The sequence below is a fragment of the Micromonospora sp. DT43 genome (assembly GCF_049841645.1).
Classification (GTDB): Bacteria; Actinomycetota; Actinomycetes; order Mycobacteriales; family Micromonosporaceae; genus Micromonospora.
Genome location: NZ_JBNCKR010000006.1, coordinates 24,596 through 41,278, shown reverse-complemented (window position 1 = coordinate 41,278; position 16,683 = coordinate 24,596). Strand labels below are relative to the sequence as shown.

At 70.6% G+C, this 16,683-nt stretch carries 18 protein-coding genes; 8 read left to right on the top strand and 10 right to left on the bottom strand.

Translation table 11 applies throughout. From position 1 onward, the window contains the following. The first annotated feature begins 363 nt into the window (after window positions 1-363). On the top strand, window positions 364-1,635 hold the full coding sequence (locus ACLQ26_RS16370) for an MFS transporter (RefSeq protein ID WP_425745231.1): 1,272 nt from the start codon (window positions 364-366) through the stop codon (window positions 1,633-1,635). On the opposite strand, the gene ACLQ26_RS16365 is transcribed toward ACLQ26_RS16370, so the two are convergent. The 4 genes from ACLQ26_RS16365 to ACLQ26_RS16350 form a co-directional block, all read right to left on the bottom strand. Further along, window positions 1,616-2,221 carry a short chain dehydrogenase gene (locus ACLQ26_RS16365; protein ID WP_425745230.1) on the bottom strand — a complete coding sequence of 202 codons (606 nt, stop codon included), beginning with the start codon at window positions 2,219-2,221 and terminating at the stop codon, window positions 1,616-1,618. The two genes, ACLQ26_RS16370 and ACLQ26_RS16365, sit on opposite strands and share 20 nt — an antisense overlap. Further along, a complete protein-coding gene (locus tag ACLQ26_RS16360; RefSeq protein WP_425745229.1) occupies window positions 2,218-3,108 on the bottom strand; it encodes a helix-turn-helix transcriptional regulator in 891 nt (296 codons plus the stop codon). Before ACLQ26_RS16360 ends, ACLQ26_RS16365 begins: the two co-directional genes overlap by 4 nt. Window positions 3,109-3,219: 111 nt before the next feature. Continuing rightward, on the bottom strand, window positions 3,220-3,810 hold the full coding sequence (locus ACLQ26_RS16355) for a DinB family protein (protein WP_425745228.1): 591 nt from the start codon (window positions 3,808-3,810) through the stop codon (window positions 3,220-3,222). Window positions 3,811-3,864: 54 nt separating this feature from the next. After that, entirely contained in the window at window positions 3,865-4,644 is a 780-nt protein-coding gene (locus ACLQ26_RS16350) for an alpha/beta fold hydrolase (protein ID WP_425745227.1), read from the bottom strand. Window positions 4,645-4,925: 281 nt separating this feature from the next. Between ACLQ26_RS16350 and zwf the strand changes: the two genes are divergently transcribed. The 3 genes from zwf (at window position 4,926) to ACLQ26_RS16335 (ending at window position 7,952) form a co-directional block, all read left to right on the top strand. Further along, a complete protein-coding gene (gene zwf / locus ACLQ26_RS16345; protein WP_425745226.1) occupies window positions 4,926-6,305 on the top strand; it encodes a glucose-6-phosphate dehydrogenase in 1,380 nt (459 codons plus the stop codon). Between the two features lie 112 nt (window positions 6,306-6,417). Then, window positions 6,418-7,830 (top strand): OFA family MFS transporter, encoded by a 1,413-nt coding sequence (locus ACLQ26_RS16340; protein ID WP_425745225.1) that lies wholly within the window; start codon window positions 6,418-6,420, stop codon window positions 7,828-7,830. Next, window positions 7,827-7,952, top strand: coding sequence for an MFS transporter small subunit (locus ACLQ26_RS16335; protein WP_363685853.1), 126 nt, complete (start codon window positions 7,827-7,829; stop codon window positions 7,950-7,952). The genes ACLQ26_RS16340 and ACLQ26_RS16335 overlap by 4 nt, the downstream gene beginning before the upstream one ends. A 33-nt stretch (window positions 7,953-7,985) precedes the next feature. Here the strand turns inward: ACLQ26_RS16335 and ACLQ26_RS16330 are convergent, their stop codons facing one another. Further along, window positions 7,986-8,714 carry an SDR family oxidoreductase gene (locus ACLQ26_RS16330; protein ID WP_425745224.1) on the bottom strand — a complete coding sequence of 243 codons (729 nt, stop codon included), beginning with the start codon at window positions 8,712-8,714 and terminating at the stop codon, window positions 7,986-7,988. 162 nt (window positions 8,715-8,876) lie between these two features. On the opposite strand from ACLQ26_RS16330, the gene ACLQ26_RS16325 reads away from it, so the two are divergent. Both ACLQ26_RS16325 and ACLQ26_RS16320 read left to right on the top strand, forming a co-directional pair. Then, window positions 8,877-9,338: a peroxiredoxin gene (locus ACLQ26_RS16325; RefSeq protein WP_425745223.1), complete on the top strand. Its 462-nt coding sequence runs from the start codon at window positions 8,877-8,879 to the stop codon at window positions 9,336-9,338. An 80-nt stretch (window positions 9,339-9,418) separates the two neighbouring features. Continuing rightward, window positions 9,419-10,108 (top strand): hypothetical protein, encoded by a 690-nt coding sequence (locus ACLQ26_RS16320; RefSeq protein WP_425745222.1) that lies wholly within the window; start codon window positions 9,419-9,421, stop codon window positions 10,106-10,108. Window positions 10,109-10,115: 7 nt separating this feature from the next. Here the strand turns inward: ACLQ26_RS16320 and ACLQ26_RS16315 are convergent, their stop codons facing one another. Continuing rightward, window positions 10,116-10,568, bottom strand: coding sequence for a MarR family winged helix-turn-helix transcriptional regulator (locus ACLQ26_RS16315; protein WP_425745221.1), 453 nt, complete (start codon window positions 10,566-10,568; stop codon window positions 10,116-10,118). A 96-nt stretch (window positions 10,569-10,664) separates the two neighbouring features. Here ACLQ26_RS16315 and ACLQ26_RS16310 point away from each other — a divergent pair, with 96 nt between their 5' ends. Next, window positions 10,665-11,099: a hypothetical protein gene (locus tag ACLQ26_RS16310; protein ID WP_425745220.1), complete on the top strand. Its 435-nt coding sequence runs from the start codon at window positions 10,665-10,667 to the stop codon at window positions 11,097-11,099. A gap of 33 nt (window positions 11,100-11,132) precedes the next feature. Here ACLQ26_RS16310 and ACLQ26_RS16305 read toward each other — a convergent pair whose 3' ends face one another. From ACLQ26_RS16305 to ACLQ26_RS16290, 4 genes are all read right to left on the bottom strand, one after another. Then, window positions 11,133-12,323, bottom strand: a complete 1,191-nt coding sequence (locus tag ACLQ26_RS16305) for a GNAT family N-acetyltransferase (RefSeq protein WP_425745219.1) — start codon at window positions 12,321-12,323, stop codon at window positions 11,133-11,135. A gap of 117 nt (window positions 12,324-12,440) precedes the next feature. Beyond that, window positions 12,441-13,271: an arginase family protein gene (locus ACLQ26_RS16300; RefSeq protein ID WP_425745218.1), complete on the bottom strand. Its 831-nt coding sequence runs from the start codon at window positions 13,269-13,271 to the stop codon at window positions 12,441-12,443. A gap of 44 nt (window positions 13,272-13,315) precedes the next feature. Further along, window positions 13,316-14,314 (bottom strand): cytochrome d ubiquinol oxidase subunit II, encoded by a 999-nt coding sequence (gene cydB / locus ACLQ26_RS16295; protein ID WP_425745217.1) that lies wholly within the window; start codon window positions 14,312-14,314, stop codon window positions 13,316-13,318. A 14-nt stretch (window positions 14,315-14,328) separates the two neighbouring features. Further along, complete coding sequence (locus ACLQ26_RS16290; protein WP_425745216.1) at window positions 14,329-15,744, bottom strand: cytochrome ubiquinol oxidase subunit I; 1,416 nt, start codon at window positions 15,742-15,744, stop codon at window positions 14,329-14,331. Window positions 15,745-15,896: 152 nt separating this feature from the next. On the opposite strand from ACLQ26_RS16290, the gene ACLQ26_RS16285 reads away from it, so the two are divergent. Continuing rightward, window positions 15,897-16,670, top strand: coding sequence for a lysophospholipid acyltransferase family protein (locus ACLQ26_RS16285; protein WP_425745215.1), 774 nt, complete (start codon window positions 15,897-15,899; stop codon window positions 16,668-16,670). The last annotated feature ends 13 nt before the right edge of the window (window positions 16,671-16,683 follow it).

Sequence of the window (16,683 nt, the reverse complement as noted above, 5' to 3'; positions counted from 1 at the left end):
TAATGTGCATTATCGAAGGTACGTTGCTCCGCTGGGGAGAACGTTCGTCCAGGCTGACGCTCGTCAATAAATGGGCGGACACGTAGATCTTCGGTCGCTAGAGTTCGAGCTGTTGCGGAACCGTCCACCTGGGAGTCGAGGAGCACTGATGTCTGAGTCATCGGCTGGAGCTTCCATTCGCCCCTCGGTGACCACAGTCGCAGGCTCGTGACGCCGCACGTGTAGCGGACCCAGCCCACATCCCGGTCGCCGGGGCGAGGTGACACGTGTCACCGGCCCTTGGCGCCTTTCGGCGTCTCCGTCCGCCCTTTCGGGAGCCCTGCTGTGTCCGCTCGTCGTTCCTCCACCCACCGCGTCCTTCTCATGCTCCGACGCCTGATCACTTCCCCGTTCGGGACAAGAACTCGACGGCTCGGGTCAGCTCCGGCTGCTCCGAACCATGCTGACGAGACCGTCAGCCGTAACGTTCGCCTGCTGGGCTGGTTCAACTTCCTCGGCGACTTCCGCCTGTACGGGCCAATCATCATCATCTACTTCGCGCAGGTCACCGGCTCGTACGCGACCGCCGCAAGCCTGATGGCGCTGAAGAAGCTGTCCTCCGCGGCGTTCGAAGTCCCCACCGGCGTGCTCTCCGACCGGCTCGGGCGTCGCGGCACGATGATCGCCGGTGCCGTCGTCATGGTGGCCGCCCACCTCGGGTACGCCGGCGCTTCCGGCTACGGCCTGCTCGTCGCAGCTGTTGTCCTGGAGGGACTGGCGGCCTCGCTGTGGAGCGGCAACAACGACGCGCTCCTGTACGACACTCTGCTCGGAGCCAACCGGGAGGAGGAGTTCCCCCGGCACTCGGGCCGTGTGAACTCGATGTTCCAGCTCGCGCTCGCGCTGGCGGCGGCCATCGGTGGCGTGGTCGCCGGCGCGTGGTCGCTGCGTGCGGTGGTCGTGCTGTCGGTCGTGCCACAGGTGCTGTGCGTGCTCGTCGCCCTGCGGGTCCGGGAACCGTGGGTACGCGGCCCGCTGGCATCGAACCTGCTGGTGCATCTCCGATCGGCCCTGCGCGGCATCCGTCGTAATCCGGTGCTCCGCCGGATGACTCTGGTGTCGGCGCTTCGCTACAGCGGCGAAAGCGCGGCTCAGTTGTCGCCTGTTTTCGTGGCAGGTCTGTGGCCGCTCTGGGCTCTGGGCCTGTGGCGTACCTTCGGCCATGGCGTGGCCTTCGTCGGCTTTCGGGTCAGTGGTTGGGTGATCGGCCGGGTCGGTGCGGCCCGCACTCTGCTGTTCGGTGAGCTGTTCGACAACGTGGCGAACTTCGCGGCGCTGGTCAAGCCGACGGTGTTCTCGCCCGTGCTGCTGGGGTCACCGGCCTACGGCATGTCGACAATCGCTCAGCAGACGTTGCTGCAGCGCGAGTTCACCGATCGGGAACGCGCGACGATGGGTTCGCTCGGGTCGCTGCTCGGAAGCGTGCTGTATGCGCTGGTCGCCGTGGGAGCCGGCCTGGTGGCAGACCGTTGGGGCATCGTCGCGGCGTTGCTCGCGATCCAGGCAGTGGTCCTGGTCGCACTTCCGCTCGCCTGGTCGGTGCACGCATACACTCCCCGACCGGCCGCCCGCGTGGTCATCCGTACGCCCGGATGATGCGGCCGGTGTCGTCACCTTCGACGCAGCGCAGGTAGTGGCCGACGAGTTCGTCCATCGGCACCGGACGCATGCCGGGGAATTGTTCGGCGAAGGTGTCGAGGGAGTCGCCGATCATCGTGGGGCTGACCACGTTGATCCGCATTCCCCGCGGTAGCTCGATCGCGGCTGACAAGCCGAAGCTGTGCAGGGCGCCGCTGATGACGCCGCCGCCGGTGACGTGCGGCCATGCCTGGTCGGCGAAGATGCCGGAGGTCAGGGTGAAGGAGGCGCCGTCGGCGCAGTGGTGCTGGCCGGTGAGAACCAGATCTGCCTGCCCGAAGAACTTGGCTCGCATGTTCTCCAGCAGCGCGTCGGTTGTCAGCGTCGTGAACTCGTCGAGCGCGCCGTGCGCTGCGATGCTCACGACGCTGTCGACCGGCCCGACCTCGCGGTACATGGCCTCGATTGTCGAGTGTGAGGTCAGGTCGACGTGGACGTCGCCTGAGGTGCGTCCGGCCACGACAACGTCGTGGCCGCGCGAGCGCAGCGCGGGCACCACACGTCGTCCGATGGTGCCGGCGCCGCCGACGGCGACGATCCTCATCGTGTTCTCTCCTTCCGGGACGGGGTTTCTGGTGCGAGGCGTCGTTCGAGGCTCTGCGCCAGCAGGGTGAGCGCGTCGGCGTCGGAGGTGCCGGGACGCGCGTAGAACAGGCCGATCTGCTGGTCATCGTCGGGCAGGGTGACCGTCTCGTTGGCCAGGGTCACTCGCCCGATGACAGGATGGTCGAGTTCTCGTAGGTGGTACGAGCATGTTCGGACGGGGCGCCGTACCCACATTCGCGCGAACTCCGGGCTGTCGACGGTGAGTTGGCCGACGAGTTGTTCGAGTTCCGGGTCGGCTGGGTGGCGCGCGACCGCCTGGTGCAGGGCCGCGACGGTGATCTGTGCCTTGGCGTGCCAGTCGCAATACAACGCGCGGTGGTGCGGGTCGAGGAACAGCATTCGGGCGATGTTCGGTCGAATCCGCGTGTCCGGGGCGTCGGCGTCGACATGGCCGGCCAGCAGGGCGTGTCCGAGGCGGTTCCACGCGAGGACGTCGGCGCGGTGGTCGATCACGATCGCCGGTGTTCCGGGCATGGCGGCGAGCAGTTCACGTATCGAGTGTCTGAGCTTGCTTCTGCGGGCACGAGGACGAGTCGGTCGTCGCGGAGCAGCAAGGATCCGCAGATGTTCGTGCTCAGCCGGAGAGAGCTGCAACGCCGCGGCCAGCGCGTCGATGACGGCGCCCGACGCGCTGGCGCTGACCCCCTGCTCCAGGCGTGTGTAGTAGCCGATGCTGACCCCGGCGAGTTCGGACAGTTCTTCCCTGCGTAGTCCCGGGACTCGCCGGCGAGTGGCGCCGGGTTCGATACCCGCGGCGTCTGGCGTCAGGCGTTCGCGTCGGCTACGCAGGAAGCCGCCGAGATCGTTCGCGCCTTTGGTGACCACCAGCCCATCGTCGTGCCGATCGCGGATTTCTGCCTGCCCCAGACAGGGATACCGTCGCGGGCCTCCGTGTCTTACGTGCTCCCCCAGCTCGGAGCGGCGTATCGCAGGTGGTCATTCGAAGTGGTCGGCCAGCTTTCGCAGTTTGCTGACGTACGCCGACCAGTCGTAGCTGTCGGGGACGCTGGCGCTCCCCCGCTGCCAACCGATTGCGCCGTCGTGCTGCTCACGCATGATGTCGGCGTGACCGGCGTGCCGGGCGATGTCGCAGGTCACGTGCGCGATGACCCGGTGCAGCGTCACGTCCTGGTGGCCGGGCCGCCACCAGGGAACCTGTCCGGGCGCGTCGAGCGGCAGCTGGTCGATCGTCTCGTCGGCGAACACCGCGACGCGGCGGTACAGGTCGGTCAGGCCGTCCTTCGTCTCGTCCTCGCGGGCGTACCAGTCGACCTGCGGGTCGTCGTCGAACGCTTCCACGGGGACGAGTTCCTCGGGCGTCGGGAAGTGGCGCCCGAAGGTGGGCCCGAAGTAGGCGGCTTCGACGTTGAGGCAGTGTTTGACGATTCCGAGCAGGTTGTTGCCGGTCGCGGTGCGGGGTGTTCTGGCCTCGCGTTCGCTCAGCCCGTCGAGCTTCCAGAGGAGGTCGTCGCGGTTTCTGCGCAGGTAGTAGTGCAGTGGGGCCTTCGTGTCGTCGAGGTCAGCCATGCTCGCCATTGTGGCGTACGGACTGCGTCGTGGTGTGCCGTGGCGAGGGTGGGGTCAGCGCGCCCGGCGCAGCCAGTTCTGGGTGAGCGCGCGTAGCAGTGCCGGTTGTTCGTAGGGCAGGTAGTGCCCGGCCTCGTCGAGGACGGTGTAGGTGCCGTGGGGGTAGCGGCGCATGGCGTGGAACTGGTCGGTGTAGCCGACGATGTGGTCCTGTCGGCCGGTGAGCACGCTGACGGGGCCGTCGTAGGGGGTGTCGGTGGTTTCGTCGGGGAGCGCGTATCCGGGGCTTGTGCGCAGGGTTTGTTGGAAGGTGTCGTCGCCGGGGCCGCCGGAGCGCAGGGCGGCGAGGACTGTGGCGACGACTGTCGGGGTGCGGTGGCCGAGCGCGGTGTCGAGGTGGGTGCGCAGTGGGGTGGGGGCGTCGTCGAGCCAGCCGGCGGGTCCGGGGGGTGGGCGGTGGTCGGGCAGGGTGCGGCTGGCCGGTGCGATGGTGATGCCGGGGCAGACGAGGAGGAGGCCGCGGACGAGGTCGGGTCGTTGGCGGGCGATGCCGGCGGCGAGGTAGGCGCCGTAGGAGGCGCCGGCCAGCAGGACGGGTGCGTCGGTGTGGTGGTCGAGCCAGGCGCAGACGGTGTCCAGCAGGGCCTGGGAGGTGGGTGGGCAGGCGGGCGGGCTGTCGCCGTGGCCGGGTAGGTCCAGGTACGTCTCGCGCAGGTCGGCGCCGGCGAGGGCGGGGCCGAAGGCGGTGGCAGTGGCGGTGCGGGTCATGCTGAACATCGGTAGGCACACCACCTCGGGGCCGGCTGTGGTGGATCGGTCGGCTGCCAGGTTCACTGCGGGGTCCTCCCCTGTCGCGTGGAGTGTCGCTGGGCGTCTTCGGTCGTGGCGTATCGGCGGGACGGGGTGGAGCGTCGGGGTTTGCGAGCCATAGGATGATCGAGAATGGTCGATCGGGTTGGGTGTTGCCCGCGTCACGCCTGATCGGCGGGCCTTTTCAGGGTGTGCGCCGTCGCTGTCGCCGACCTCACGTGCGTCGTTGCCGGGGAATTCTTCCAGTGGGCCGTGCGGTTGTCCGTTCGGAAGATCAGGTTTCCACATGATCGGATGGAAGTGCCATGGCCGTGCGCTCAGACGCGGTAGTGCTGTTCGGCGTGACAGGCGATCTCGTCTCGAAGAAGCTCTTTCCGGCGCTGTACGAGTTGACCCGCCGTGGCCGTCTCGATGTTCCGGTGATCGGGGTGGCCCGCTCCCCCTGGGATGATCAGCAGTTGGTCGCGACGGCCCGTAAGTCGGTGGCCGAGGCGAGTGACGAGGTGGATGACGAGGCGTTCGACGCGCTGGCGGGCAACCTGTCGATGATCTCGGGAGACTACGCGGACCCGGTGACGTATCAGCGGCTGGCGGAGCGTCTGCGCGACGCGGAGCGGCCGGTGTTCTATCTGGCGATTCCGCCGATGGTGTTCGATTCGGTGGTGCGGGGGTTGGCGGCGGTCGGGCTGGCCGATCGTGGTCGGGTGATCGTGGAGAAGCCGTTCGGGCGGGACCTGGCGTCGTCCGCGGAGTTGGATGCGACGTTGCGGGGGGCCTTCGATCCGACGCGGGTGTTCCGGATCGACCACTACCTGGGCAAGGAGGCGGTGGAGGGTCTGTACGCGTTCCGGTTCGCGAATCGGTTGTTCGAGCCGTTGTGGAACAGCGAGCACATCGACAACGTGCAGGTGACTCTCGCCGAGGGGTTCGGCACGCAGGGTCGTGCCGGGTTCTACGACACGGTGGGCGCGATTCGTGACGTGTTGCAGAACCACATTCTTCAGGTGGTCGCGTTGATCGCGATGGACGCGCCGGAGGGTGACGACACGGACGCGTTTCGGAAGGCGGAGGCGGCGGTGTTGCGGCAGATCGAGCCGTTGTCGCCGGAGTTCACGGTGCGGGGGCAGTACGCGGGCTACCGCGACGAGCCGGGTGTCGCGCCGGATTCGAACACGGAGACGTTCGTGGCGACGCGGTTGACTGTCGATTCTGCGCGGTGGGCGGGTGTGCCGTTCTATCTGCGGACGGGTAAGTCGTTGCCGGGGACGGCGACGGAGGTGGTGGTCGAGTTCAAGCAGCCGCAGCGTCCGTTGATCCCTGCCGCGGGTGGGGTGGCGGGGTCGGCGAATCTGCTGCGGTTCCGGTTGGGTCGTGGGGACGGCATCACGATGTCGATCCAGGCGAAGAGCCCGGGTGCGGAGGTGGCGAGCCGTCCGGTTGACCTGTCGGTGGATTTCGGGGCGGCGTTGGGTCGCCGTCAGGAGGCGTACGAGCGGTTGCTCGACGATGCGATGGACGGGCAGCATCTGCGTTTCGCGCGGGCGGAGACGATTCGGCAGGAGTGGCGGATCGTCGAGCCGATCCTGGATCTGTCGTCGCCGGTGCAGGCGTACGACAGGGGCAGTTGGGGTCCGGCGGACGCCGACGCGTTGGCGGGCGGCTGGCACACCCCGGACCTGGGCTGAGTGACCGCTCAGCTCACCGGAGGGACCGTCCGGCGACGGTGAGGTTTGCCCCGTGCGTGGGGTGTGGGCATGTGGAGGGTGTCTCACGTCCTCGTCGGAGAGGAAGCAGCGCATGCTTTCCGCACTCGATCGTCGGCACACCGTCGCGCCGCCCGGCTACAGCCGGTGGCTCATTCCCCCGGCGGCGTTGGCCATCCATCTCTGTATCGGTCAGGTCTACGCCACAAGCGTCTACAAGAACTCGTTGATCGCGCACTTCGACACCGGTCAGACGGCGATCGGGGTGATCTTCAGCATCGCGATCGTGATGCTGGGGTTGTCCGCCGCGGTGGCGGGGACGTGGGTGGAGGCGAACGGGCCGCGTAAGGCCATGTTCGTGTCGGCCTGTTTCTGGGCGGCGGGTTTCCTGGTGGGGTCGCTGGGCATCGCCACGAAGCAGCTGTGGCTGCTGTATCTGGGCTATGGCCTGCTCGGTGGCATCGGTCTGGGCATCGGGTACATCTCCCCCGTCTCGACGCTGATCAAGTGGTTCCCGGACCGGCCGGGTCTGGCCACCGGTTTGGCGATCATGGGGTTCGGTGGTGGCGCGATGGTGGCCTCTCCCCTGTCGCGGCAGCTGCTGTCGTTCTACGACCCCGCCTACGACCCGTCGAACGCGGGGTCGACGGCGTCGGGCAGCGCGTTGGTGTGGCTGTTCGTGACGCTCGGCCTGGGCTACTTCGTGATCATGATGTTCGGGGTGGCGAACGTGCGGGTGCCGGCCGACGACTGGCGTCCGGCGGGCTTCGACCCGGCGGCGGTGGCGGCGAAGCCGCTGGTCACCACGGCGAACGTGTCGGCGGCCAACGCGGTGAAGACCCGCTCGTTCTGGCTGCTGTGGGTGGTGCTGTTCTGCAACGTGACTGCCGGTATCGGCATCCTGGAGCAGGCCAGCCCGATGATTCAGGACTTCTTCCGGGACAACGGCACGTCGGCGGTGTCGGTGGCGGCGGCCGGCGGGTTCGTGGGTCTGCTGTCGCTGTTCAACATGGCGGGCCGGTTCGTGTGGTCGTCGACGTCGGACGTCATCGGCCGCAAGCCGATCTACCTGGTGTACCTGGGTGTGGGCATGGTGATGTACGCGTTGCTGGCCGTGTTCGGGCAGACGGCGACGGCGCTGTTCGTGTTGTTCGCCTGCGTGATCCTGTCGTTCTACGGCGGTGGGTTCGCCACGGTGCCGGCGTATCTGCGGGACCTGTTCGGCACGTATCAGGTGGGTGCGATCCACGGGCGGCTGCTGACCGCGTGGTCGGCGGCGGGGATCGCCGGGCCGCTGATCGTCAACGGGTTCCTCGACGCGCAGGGCAAGCCGGGCACGTTGACGGCGGCGGCGTACCGGCCGGCGCTGTTCACGATGGTGGGCGTCCTCGCGGTGGGCTTCGTGGCGAACCTGCTGGTGCGGCCGGTGCCCGAGCGTTACCACGAGCCGGCGGCGCAGCAGGGCGTGGACGAGGACGAGGCGGCAGTAAGGGGTGGTACGCGATGAGTGACGACGGTCGGCAGGGGCAGCAGGCGCGGTTGTGGATTTCCTGGCTGGTGGTGGCGGTGCTGCTCGGCTACGGGGTCGTGCAGACGGTGATCACGGCGGCGAAGCTGTTCACGCACTGAGGGTGTGAGCCGGGGCGTCGTGCGCGCCCCGGCTCACAGGCCGCCGGAGACGCGCATGACGGTGCCGGTGGCGTAGGAGGCGTCCGGGCCGAGCAGCCAGGCGATGGCGGCGGCGATCTCGTCGGGCTCGCCGGCGCGACCCAGCGGGATGCGGCCGGCGGCGCTGTCGGCGCGGTCGGGTACGCCGGAGTCGGCGTGGATGTCGGTGCGCACGATGCCGGGGGCGACGGCGTTGACGCGGATGCCGCGCGGGGCGAGTTCCTTGGCCAGGCCGACGGTGAGGGTGTCGGTGGCGGCCTTGACGGCGGCGTAGTGGACGTACTCCCCCGGGCTGCCGAGGGTCGCGGCGGCCGAGGACACGTTGACGATGGCGCCGCCGTCGGTGAGGCGGCGGGCGGCCTGCTGGGCGCAGAGGACGTACCCGATGAGGTTGACGTCGACGACGCGGCGCAGGTCGTCGACGCGCAGCTCGGTGAACGGGCCGATGGGGCTGGTGACGCCGGCGTTGTTGACCAGCCCGGTGAGGGGGCCGAGCTGCGCGGCGGCGTCGAACAGGGCGGCGACCTGGTCGGGGTCGGTCGTGTCGGCGCGCACGGCGATGGCCTGTGCGCCGGCCGCGTGCAGGTCGGCCAGGACGGTGTGGGCGGCGGTGTCGTCGCGGCGGTAGCACAGGGCGAGGTGGTGCCCGGCGGTGGCGAGTCGGCGGGCGGTGGCCGCGCCGATGCCGCGACCGCCTCCGGTGATGACGGTGACGGGTGCCACGAATGCCTCCGGACTGTCGGGTGGGGTGGGCCGACGTTACCGTGCCCGGCGTGGGTCGGTCGTCGAGAGGCGGGTCACATGCGGCGCGGGCCGACGAGGTGTTGGCGCTTCGGGTGATCGCTTACGCTCACCGCGCGTTCGATCGGACAACGGAGGTGCGCGGTGGCGGGTGTGGGTGTCGGCGATGTCGTGGAGGACTTCGAGCTGCCGGATGAGACGGGCACGCCGCGGCGGCTGTCGGAGTACCTGGCGACCGGTCCGGTGGTGCTGTTCTTCTATCCGGCGGCGATGACCCGGGGGTGCACGGCGGAGAGCTGTCACTTCCGGGATCTGGGCGCGGAGTTCACGGCGTTGGGCGCCTCAAGGGTGGGCATCAGCCGTGATCCGGTGGCGAAGCAGGCGGAGTTCTCGGCGTTGCACGGTTTCGACTATCCGTTGTTGTCGGATCCCGACGGGACGGTGGCGCAGGCGTTCGGGGTCAAGCGGCGGGTGCCGTTGGGGCCGTTGAGCACGAAGCGGATGACGTTCGTCATCGGCGCGGACCGGCGGGTCATCGAGGTGATCCATAGTGAGGTCAGCATGAACGACCACGCGGACCGGGCGCTGCGGGCGTTGGGCGGCTAGGCCCTGACCCCCTTGCGGTGGGTGTCGCAGGCGGCTGGTATCAAGACAGCAATCAAACAGGTGTACGGAAGAGGGTTGTGATGGATGCCGGCCAGGGTTTGTCCACTGACGAGGTGCAGAGCATCCGGGAGGCGTTGGCGGCCGGTCGTAAGCCGCGGGTGGTGTTCACCGCGTCGGCGGGGCAGATCGCCGGTCAGGTCGGTCAGGTCGTCGAGCTGACCGACCCGCAGGTGTCCGACGAGTTCGTGGTGGTGCGTTTCGGCCGCGACGAGTTGCCGTTCTCCCCCGCCGATCTGGCGGTGGCGCCCAAGGGCGCGGGTCGTCGGGTGGCGGAGCCGAAGGCGGAGCCGGAGCCGGCGGCGGCGCCGGTGGTGGCCGAGCCGGAGTTCGTGTTGGACACGCCGCGGGTGCCGGCGCAGCGACAGGAGGAGCCGAAGGTGGAGCAGGCGGAGAAGGCGACGCCGGCGCGGCGGGCGGTCAAGGCCGTCAAGCCGAAGGGGCCCGCGGGTCTCACGGTGACGCTGGCGTACGCCGACGGCGAGTGGACGGTCGCCGCGCAGCAGGGCAGTAAGGCCCTCGCCAAGCCGTACGTGGTGAAGCCGGCGGAGGCGTTGAAGATGGTGGCGCTTGTCGACGTGCCCGGTGTGCAGGAGGCGGTGGAGCAGATCCTCGGCACCGAGCGGGCCGAGGCGGAGCAGCAGGCCGAGAAGCTGCGCGCGGAGCTGGCCGAGATCGAGGCCCGGTTGGCGGAGCTGCGCGAGGCCCGCTGAGCGGTGTTCAGCGCCGGGTGTGGTGGTCCAGCAGCCGGGTGAGCAGTCGGGTCAGCTGGTCGCGTTCGGCGGTGGACAGGGGGGCGAGCAGGTCGTCCTGTACGCGGGTGACGGTGTCGGTCATCCGGTGGGCCTCGTCGGTGCCGGTGTCGGTGAGGCTGATGACGTTGCGGCGGCGGTCGGCCGGGTCGGGGGCGCGCACGACGAGTCCCCGACCGGCCAGGTCGTTGACGGCGGCCACGACGTCGCTGCGGTCGATGCCGCAGCGGCGGCCGAGGTCGGCCTGGCTGGCGGGGCCGTCCTCGGCCAGTGAGGCGAGCAGCCGGTAGTGGTAGCCGCGCAGGTGGTGGGCGGCGAATCCCTCGGCGAGCAGCCGGCCGGCGTGGCTGGCGGTCTGGTTGAGCAGCCAGCTCGGTGTGGTGCGCAGCCCGGCGGGTGACTGCGGGGCGGTGGCGTCCATGGGCGGCAGCCTAACAGGAATCGTTGGCGCGACCCACGAAGCGTGCTACGTTGGCCTCACCAACGTTGGTTCAGCCAATGGTTTCCAGGAGGCGTCATGTCCACCACTCCCACCCTCACCGGCCAGGCCATCGGCCAGGCCCACTACGCCACCCGGGCACTGCTCGAACGGGCCGTCGCGCCCCTGGGCGTCAGCTTCGGCCAGGTCCTCGCCCTCAACGTCCTCGCCTCCGGTCCCGTCGAGCCGGCTCACCTCGTGCGCCGGATCACCAGCACCCTCAAGGTCGACGAACCAGCCGTGCGCGAGGTGATCGCCAGCCTCGTCGACGCCGACCTCGCGCACCTCGACGAGGCGTCGGTACGGCTCACCGACTCCGGTCGGGCCACGCAGGCCCGCATCGCCGACGCCGTCGCGGGCATCACCGCCCGGCTGTACGGGGACATCCCGGCCGACGAGGCCAGCGCCGCCGCCCGGGTGCTCACCCTGATCACCCAGCGGGCGAACGCCGAACTGGCGGCGACACCGGTCTGACCGCACGCCACCGCCGGACCGCGCGGCGGCCGGTCAGAAGTAGTCGAGCAACTGCGCCGGGCCGCCGCAGCCCAGCAGGTCCAGGGCGTCCGGCTCGACACCTGTGGTGTGCAGCAGACCCGCCTGGGCGACCGACCGGGCGCGGGCGGCCCCGGCGTACAGCATGGCGAAACCGCGTACGTCCAACCGCAGGCCGGCGGCGGAGTCGATCCGGGTCAGCTCGGCGGCTCCGTCGGCGACTGTCAGCCGCCACGTGCCGGTGTTCCATTCGGCGAGCGCGTCGGTGAGGGTGAAGTCGACGACACCCCGGGCGTGGTCGGGCCACCCGCGCGCGGCCACCGCCGCGACGACGTCCACCGGCCGGTGCATCCACAGGCTCCGCTCGTGGTCACGTGCCGCCTCCAGCGGCAGGACGGTGCTCACGGCGTCACCGTCGAGGGGGCACAGTCGCAGCGTCGGCGCGACGCTGGCCCAACTGGCGAGCACCCCGACGAGTTCCCGGGCCGCCTCGGCGGTGGTGGCCAGGGCCTCGTCGACGGTGAGCACCGAGTCCGCGCCGTAGCCGCGGCCCCGCTGCCAGGTGGCGTAACCGACCAGGTCGCCGTCGGCCTCGACGAGGGTGAGCCCGTCGCCGGGCAGACCCCGGTCGGCGGCGAAGTGGTCGAACAGCTCACCCCGGCGCGTCAGCATGCCGTTGCGGTGCCGGGTGACGCGCTCGTAGAGGTCGGCGACGGCGGGCAGGTCGGCGAGTGTGCCGGCGCGGACCGTCAGGTGCGCGGCGGGCCGGTGCCGGGGCAGCGCGGCGGTGGTCAGGTCGACGGTGCGCAGCACACCGGCGGTCTCCCACCCGCAGGCCCGGTACGGGGCGGCGACGGTCGGGTACAGGGCGCTGACCGCCGCGCCGCGCTCCCGGGCGCCGCGCAGCAGGGCGGTGAGCAGGGCGCGGGCCACGCCCCGACCCCGGGCCTCGGGGGCGACCGCCACCCCGCCGACGTCGGCGGCCGGCACCGCCCGACCCGACCACCACTGGTCGTGGCTCAGGTCGACGGCCTTGCCGACGAGCCGACCGCTGTCGTCGAACGCGCCGTAGCGGGTCATGCCGGGCACCTCGACGCTCGTCGACGCCGGGCGCTCCGCGGTCGAGCCGAACGCGAAGCGGCCCAACTCCCAGGCGGCGTCGAGGTCGGCGAGGGCGAGTTCACGAACGTGCACGGGGGCGGGCATCGGCACACCCTAGCGAGAACGCAGTGGTGGGTGGCGAGGGGCGGCGTTGCATGTCGGGCACCACAGGTCCATGATCGGCGGAGCGGGATGGGCACGCGTGGGTCCGGGTGCGCGCGCTCAGGCAGGCGCGTCGGTGAGCCCGAACGCGGTCAGCACCTCGATGAGCGCCTGCTGGTCGTGCGCGAGCTGTGGAACGTACTCGGTGATCCCCACGCCGACCACGTCGTGGCGGGCACGCAGCGCGGTCAGCGACCGCGCCAGCGCGGCGGCGGTCAGGCCGCCGGGGGCGGGAACGGCCACGGCCGGCAACACGGACGGATCCAGCACGTCCAGGTCGAGGTGCACGTACACCGCGGCGTCGGGCGGGGGCAGCGCGGCCAGCCGGGTCGGCTGCGCGTCCAGCGTCGGGGCATCCAGCACCGTCAGCTCGTGCCGGCGGACGTACTCGACCTCGGCCGGGTCGAGATCCCGGACCCCCACCAGGGCCACCTGCCTCGGCGAGAGACACGCGGGCGTCGGCAGCGCGTCCTGCGCGTCGTCGTCGAGCAGCAGCCGCAGGGGCATGCCGTGCGCCGTCGCGCTCGGCGAGCTCGCGGGTGTGTTGAGGTCGGCGTGCGCGTCGATCCACAGCACGAACAGCCGTCGCGCGTACCGGCCCGCGAGGTGGGCCACCGACGCGACCTCCACCGCGCAGTCCCCGCCGAGGGTCAGCAGCCGCCGTGGACGGTGCCGTGCGAGCACGTCTCGGTGTGCGCGGTAGGCGTCGACGACCGCGGCCCGGTTCCGGACGCCGCCCGCGCGCTGCGCTGCGCCGGCCGGGACCGGCACCGTGACCCGCCGCGCCCCCGGAGCGGTGAGGGCCGCCAGCGCGGCCGGCCCCTCGCGCACCCGGAGGTCGTCCGCGCCCTGCCACATCGGTACCAGCACGTCGAGATCCCGGCTCCACATGAGGACGATCCTGCCAGCGCCGCGACTTCCCGCCGACCCGTCGCTCAGTGCTGGGGGATGTTGGCCACGCCGATGCGCTTGCGGAACACCCAGTACGTCCAGGCCTGGTAGCCCAGCACGACCGGGGTGAAGATCACCGCCACCCAGGTCATGATCTTCAGGGTGTACGGGGTGGACGCCGCGTTGGTGGCCGTCAGCGTGCCCGCGGCGTCCAGGGTGGACGGCAGCACGTTCGGGAACAGCGCCGCGAACAGGGTCGCCACGGCCAGGCCGATCGCCACGGCGGTGCCGGTGAACGCCCAGCCCTCCCGGCGTACCCGGGCGGCGGCCAGCGCGCCGAGCAGGGCGAGGGCCGCGCCGACGGCGAGCACGACGGCGGCCGCGCTGGAGCGGATGCTCAAGGTCCAGGTGAGGAACCCGACCGCGAGCACGGCGGCGCCGACGCCCAGGCGCACCGCGAGGGCGCCCGCGCGCTCGCGGACGTCGCCTGTGGTCTTCAGGGCCAGGAACACCGCGCCGTGGGTGGCGAACAGCGCGAGGGTGGTCGCGCCACCCAGCAGGGCGTACGGGTTGAGCAGGTCCAGCAGGCCGCCGACGTACTCGTGGTCGGCGTCCAGCGGCACACCGCGCAGGATGTTGGCGAAGGCGACGCCCCACAGGATCGCCGGCACCACCGAGCCGACCACGATCGCCGCGTCCCAGCGGCGCTTCCAGGACGCCTCGGGACGCTTGTGCCGGTACTCGAAGGCCACGCCCCGGGCGATGAGGGCCAGCAGGATCAGCAGCAGCGGCAGGTAGAAGCCGGAGAACAGGGTGGCGTACCACTCGGGGAACGCGGCGAACATGGCGCCGCCGGCGGTGATCAGCCACACCTCGTTGCCGTCCCAGACCGGGCCGATGGTGTTGATCAGGACGCGGCGTTCCCGGTCGTCGCGGCCGAGGACGGGCAGCAGCATGCCGACGCCGAAGTCGAAGCCCTCCAGGATGAAGTACCCGGTGAACAGCACGGCGACGAGGAGAAACCAGATGGTGGTCAGGTCCACGATGGGCTCCGGGATCAGTAGGCGAAGGCGAGCGGGCGCTCGGCGTCGTCGTGGGTGTCGTCGATGGGGTGCTCCTCGCTGACGTCGGGCACGCCGGCCCTGGCGTAGCGCAGCAGCAACTTGACCTCGATCACGGCGAGGGTGGCGTAGATGAGCGTGAAGGCGGTGAACGAGGTGAGCACCTCGGCCAGCGAGACGCTGCGGGACACGCCGTTGCGGGTGAGCATCTCGCCGAAGACGATCCACGGCTGGCGGCCCATCTCGGTGAAGATCCAGCCGAAGGAGTTGGCCAGCAGCGGCAGCACCGGCATGGCCAGCCCGGCGCGCAGCAGCCATGTGCTGCGGGGAGTGCGGCCCTTGCGCTGGCTCCACAGCACCAGCAGGGCGATCGCGCCGGCGGCCAGCCCGAAGGCGACCATGAAGCGGAAACTCCAGTAGGTGACCGGGATGATCGGGGTGTAGCTGCCCGCGCCGTACTGGGTGGCGTACTGGGCCTGCAGGTCGTTGATGCCGTGCACGGTGCCGTGCGGGTCGCCGGTGCCCAGGTACGACAGCAGGTAGGGGATCTTGAGGGCGAACACCTCGCGGCTGCCGTCGAGGCTGCCGATGGTGAGCACGGAGAACGAGGCGGGGCTCTCGGTGGTGTAGAGGCCCTCGGCGGCGGCCATCTTCATCGGCTGCACGTCCGTCATGATCTTGCCCTGGATGTCGCCGGTGAACAGCACGGCCGCGGAGGCGACCAGGACCACCCAGGAGCCGAACTTGGTGGCGAAGCGGTACGCGCCGGCGTCGGCGGAGTCGCGGTTGCGGATGACGTGATAGAGGCCGACCGCGACGATCAGCGACCCGGCGACCAGGAAGGAGCCGGCCAGGGTGTGCGGGAAGGTGATCAGGGCGACCTTGTTGGTCAGCACCGCCGGGAAGTCGGTCAGCTCGGCGCGTCCGCTGTCCGGGTTGATCCGGAAGCCGACCGGGTTCTGCATGAACGAGTTGGCCGCGAGGATGAAGTACGCGGACAGGTTGGTGCCGATCGCGGCGGCCCAGATGCTGGCCAGGTGCGCCCGCTTGGGCAACCGGTCCCAGCCGAAGATCCACAGGCCGATGAAGGTGGATTCGAGGAAGAACGCGACGAGCGCCTCGATGGCCAGGGGCGCGCCGAAGATGTCGCCGACGAAGCGGGAGTAGTCGCTCCAGTTCATGCCGAACTGGAACTCCTGCACGATGCCGGTGACCACACCCATGGCGAAGTTGATCAGGAAGAGCTTGCCGTAGAACTTGGTGAGCTTGAGGTAGCGCTCGTTGCCGGTGCGGTGCCACATCGTCTGCAGGATGGCCACCAGCACCGAGAGGCCGATGGTCAACGGCACGAAGAGAAAGTGGTAGACGGTGGTGACACCGAACTGCCAGCGGGCAACGTCCAACGCGTCCACCTGAGAACCCCCTGCCATTCGTACTACCAGACGTAGTAAATACTACTGCTCGTCGTAGACGCTCGGGTGGCCCGACACCGCCCGGAGCCATGACCCTGATCACCCCGACCCGACCTCGCGATCACCCCGCCGCGTGCGACGATGGCGCGCTGATGGACACCGCACACTCCCCCTGGCAGCCGCCGCTGATCTGGCGAGGCGCCCTCCTGCTGGCCCGCGCCCTGGTCGGTCTGCTCGCCCGCCTCGAGGTCACCGGCGACGTCCCCGCGCACCTGCGTCGCGGTCCCCTGGTGCTGGCCGCCAACCACATCAGCCCGTTCGACCCGGTGGTGATGGTCGCCGCCTGCCAGACCCGCGGCATCGCCCCGCGGATCATGGCGACCGCCGGGCTGTTCCGCGCCCCGGTGCTCGGGGCCGCCATGCGCCACGCCGGGCACATCCGGGTCGACCGGGGCACCAGCGCCGTGCACCGGGCCCTCGACGACGCCGCCACCGCCGTCGCGGCCGGCTCGGTGATCCTCATCTACCCCGAGGGGCGCATCGGCCTGGACCCCGGCATGTGGCCCGAACGGGGCAAGACCGGCGCCGCCCGACTCGCGCTGGCCTGCGGCGCCCCCGTCATCCCGGTCGCCCAGTGGGGCGCGCACGAGGTGCTGCCCTACCGGGCGCCGAAGGGGATGCTGCGCGGCGTCGCCCGCGCGCTGTGGCGCCGCCCGGTGATCCGGGTGCACTTCGGCGCGCCCGTCGACCTGGGCGAGACGGCGGCCGCGAACCCCGGCGCCGCCCGCCGGGCCACCGACCGGATCGTCGACGCGCTCACCGACACCCTCGCCCCGCTGCGCCCCGACGAACCCGACATGCCCCGCCACGTCGACCCAGGCCGCCCCGCCGACACCAGCCGGGCGCACCGCCGCCGGTCGGGCTGACCCGGGCCAACCC

Bases quoted from the DNA above. Each gene is read 5' to 3' on its own strand.
- ACLQ26_RS16305 (WP_425745219.1), bottom strand. From the start codon at position 12,323: ATGCCCGCCCCCGTGCACGTTCGTGAACTCGCCCTCGCCGACCTCGAC.
- ACLQ26_RS16340 (WP_425745225.1), top strand. From the start codon at position 6,418: ATGCTTTCCGCACTCGATCGTCGGCACACCGTCGCGCCGCCCGGCTAC.
- ACLQ26_RS16310 (WP_425745220.1), top strand. From the start codon at position 10,665: ATGTCCACCACTCCCACCCTCACCGGCCAGGCCATCGGCCAGGCCCAC.
- ACLQ26_RS16315 (WP_425745221.1), bottom strand. From the start codon at position 10,568: ATGGACGCCACCGCCCCGCAGTCACCCGCCGGGCTGCGCACCACACCG.
- ACLQ26_RS16300 (WP_425745218.1), bottom strand. From the start codon at position 13,271: ATGTGGAGCCGGGATCTCGACGTGCTGGTACCGATGTGGCAGGGCGCG.
- ACLQ26_RS16335 (WP_363685853.1), top strand. From the start codon at position 7,827: ATGAGTGACGACGGTCGGCAGGGGCAGCAGGCGCGGTTGTGGATTTCC.
- ACLQ26_RS16320 (WP_425745222.1), top strand. From the start codon at position 9,419: ATGGATGCCGGCCAGGGTTTGTCCACTGACGAGGTGCAGAGCATCCGG.
- zwf (WP_425745226.1), top strand. From the start codon at position 4,926: ATGGCCGTGCGCTCAGACGCGGTAGTGCTGTTCGGCGTGACAGGCGAT.
- ACLQ26_RS16285 (WP_425745215.1), top strand. From the start codon at position 15,897: ATGGACACCGCACACTCCCCCTGGCAGCCGCCGCTGATCTGGCGAGGC.
- ACLQ26_RS16370 (WP_425745231.1), top strand. From the start codon at position 364: ATGCTCCGACGCCTGATCACTTCCCCGTTCGGGACAAGAACTCGACGG.
- ACLQ26_RS16365 (WP_425745230.1), bottom strand. From the start codon at position 2,221: ATGAGGATCGTCGCCGTCGGCGGCGCCGGCACCATCGGACGACGTGTG.
- ACLQ26_RS16355 (WP_425745228.1), bottom strand. From the start codon at position 3,810: ATGGCTGACCTCGACGACACGAAGGCCCCACTGCACTACTACCTGCGC.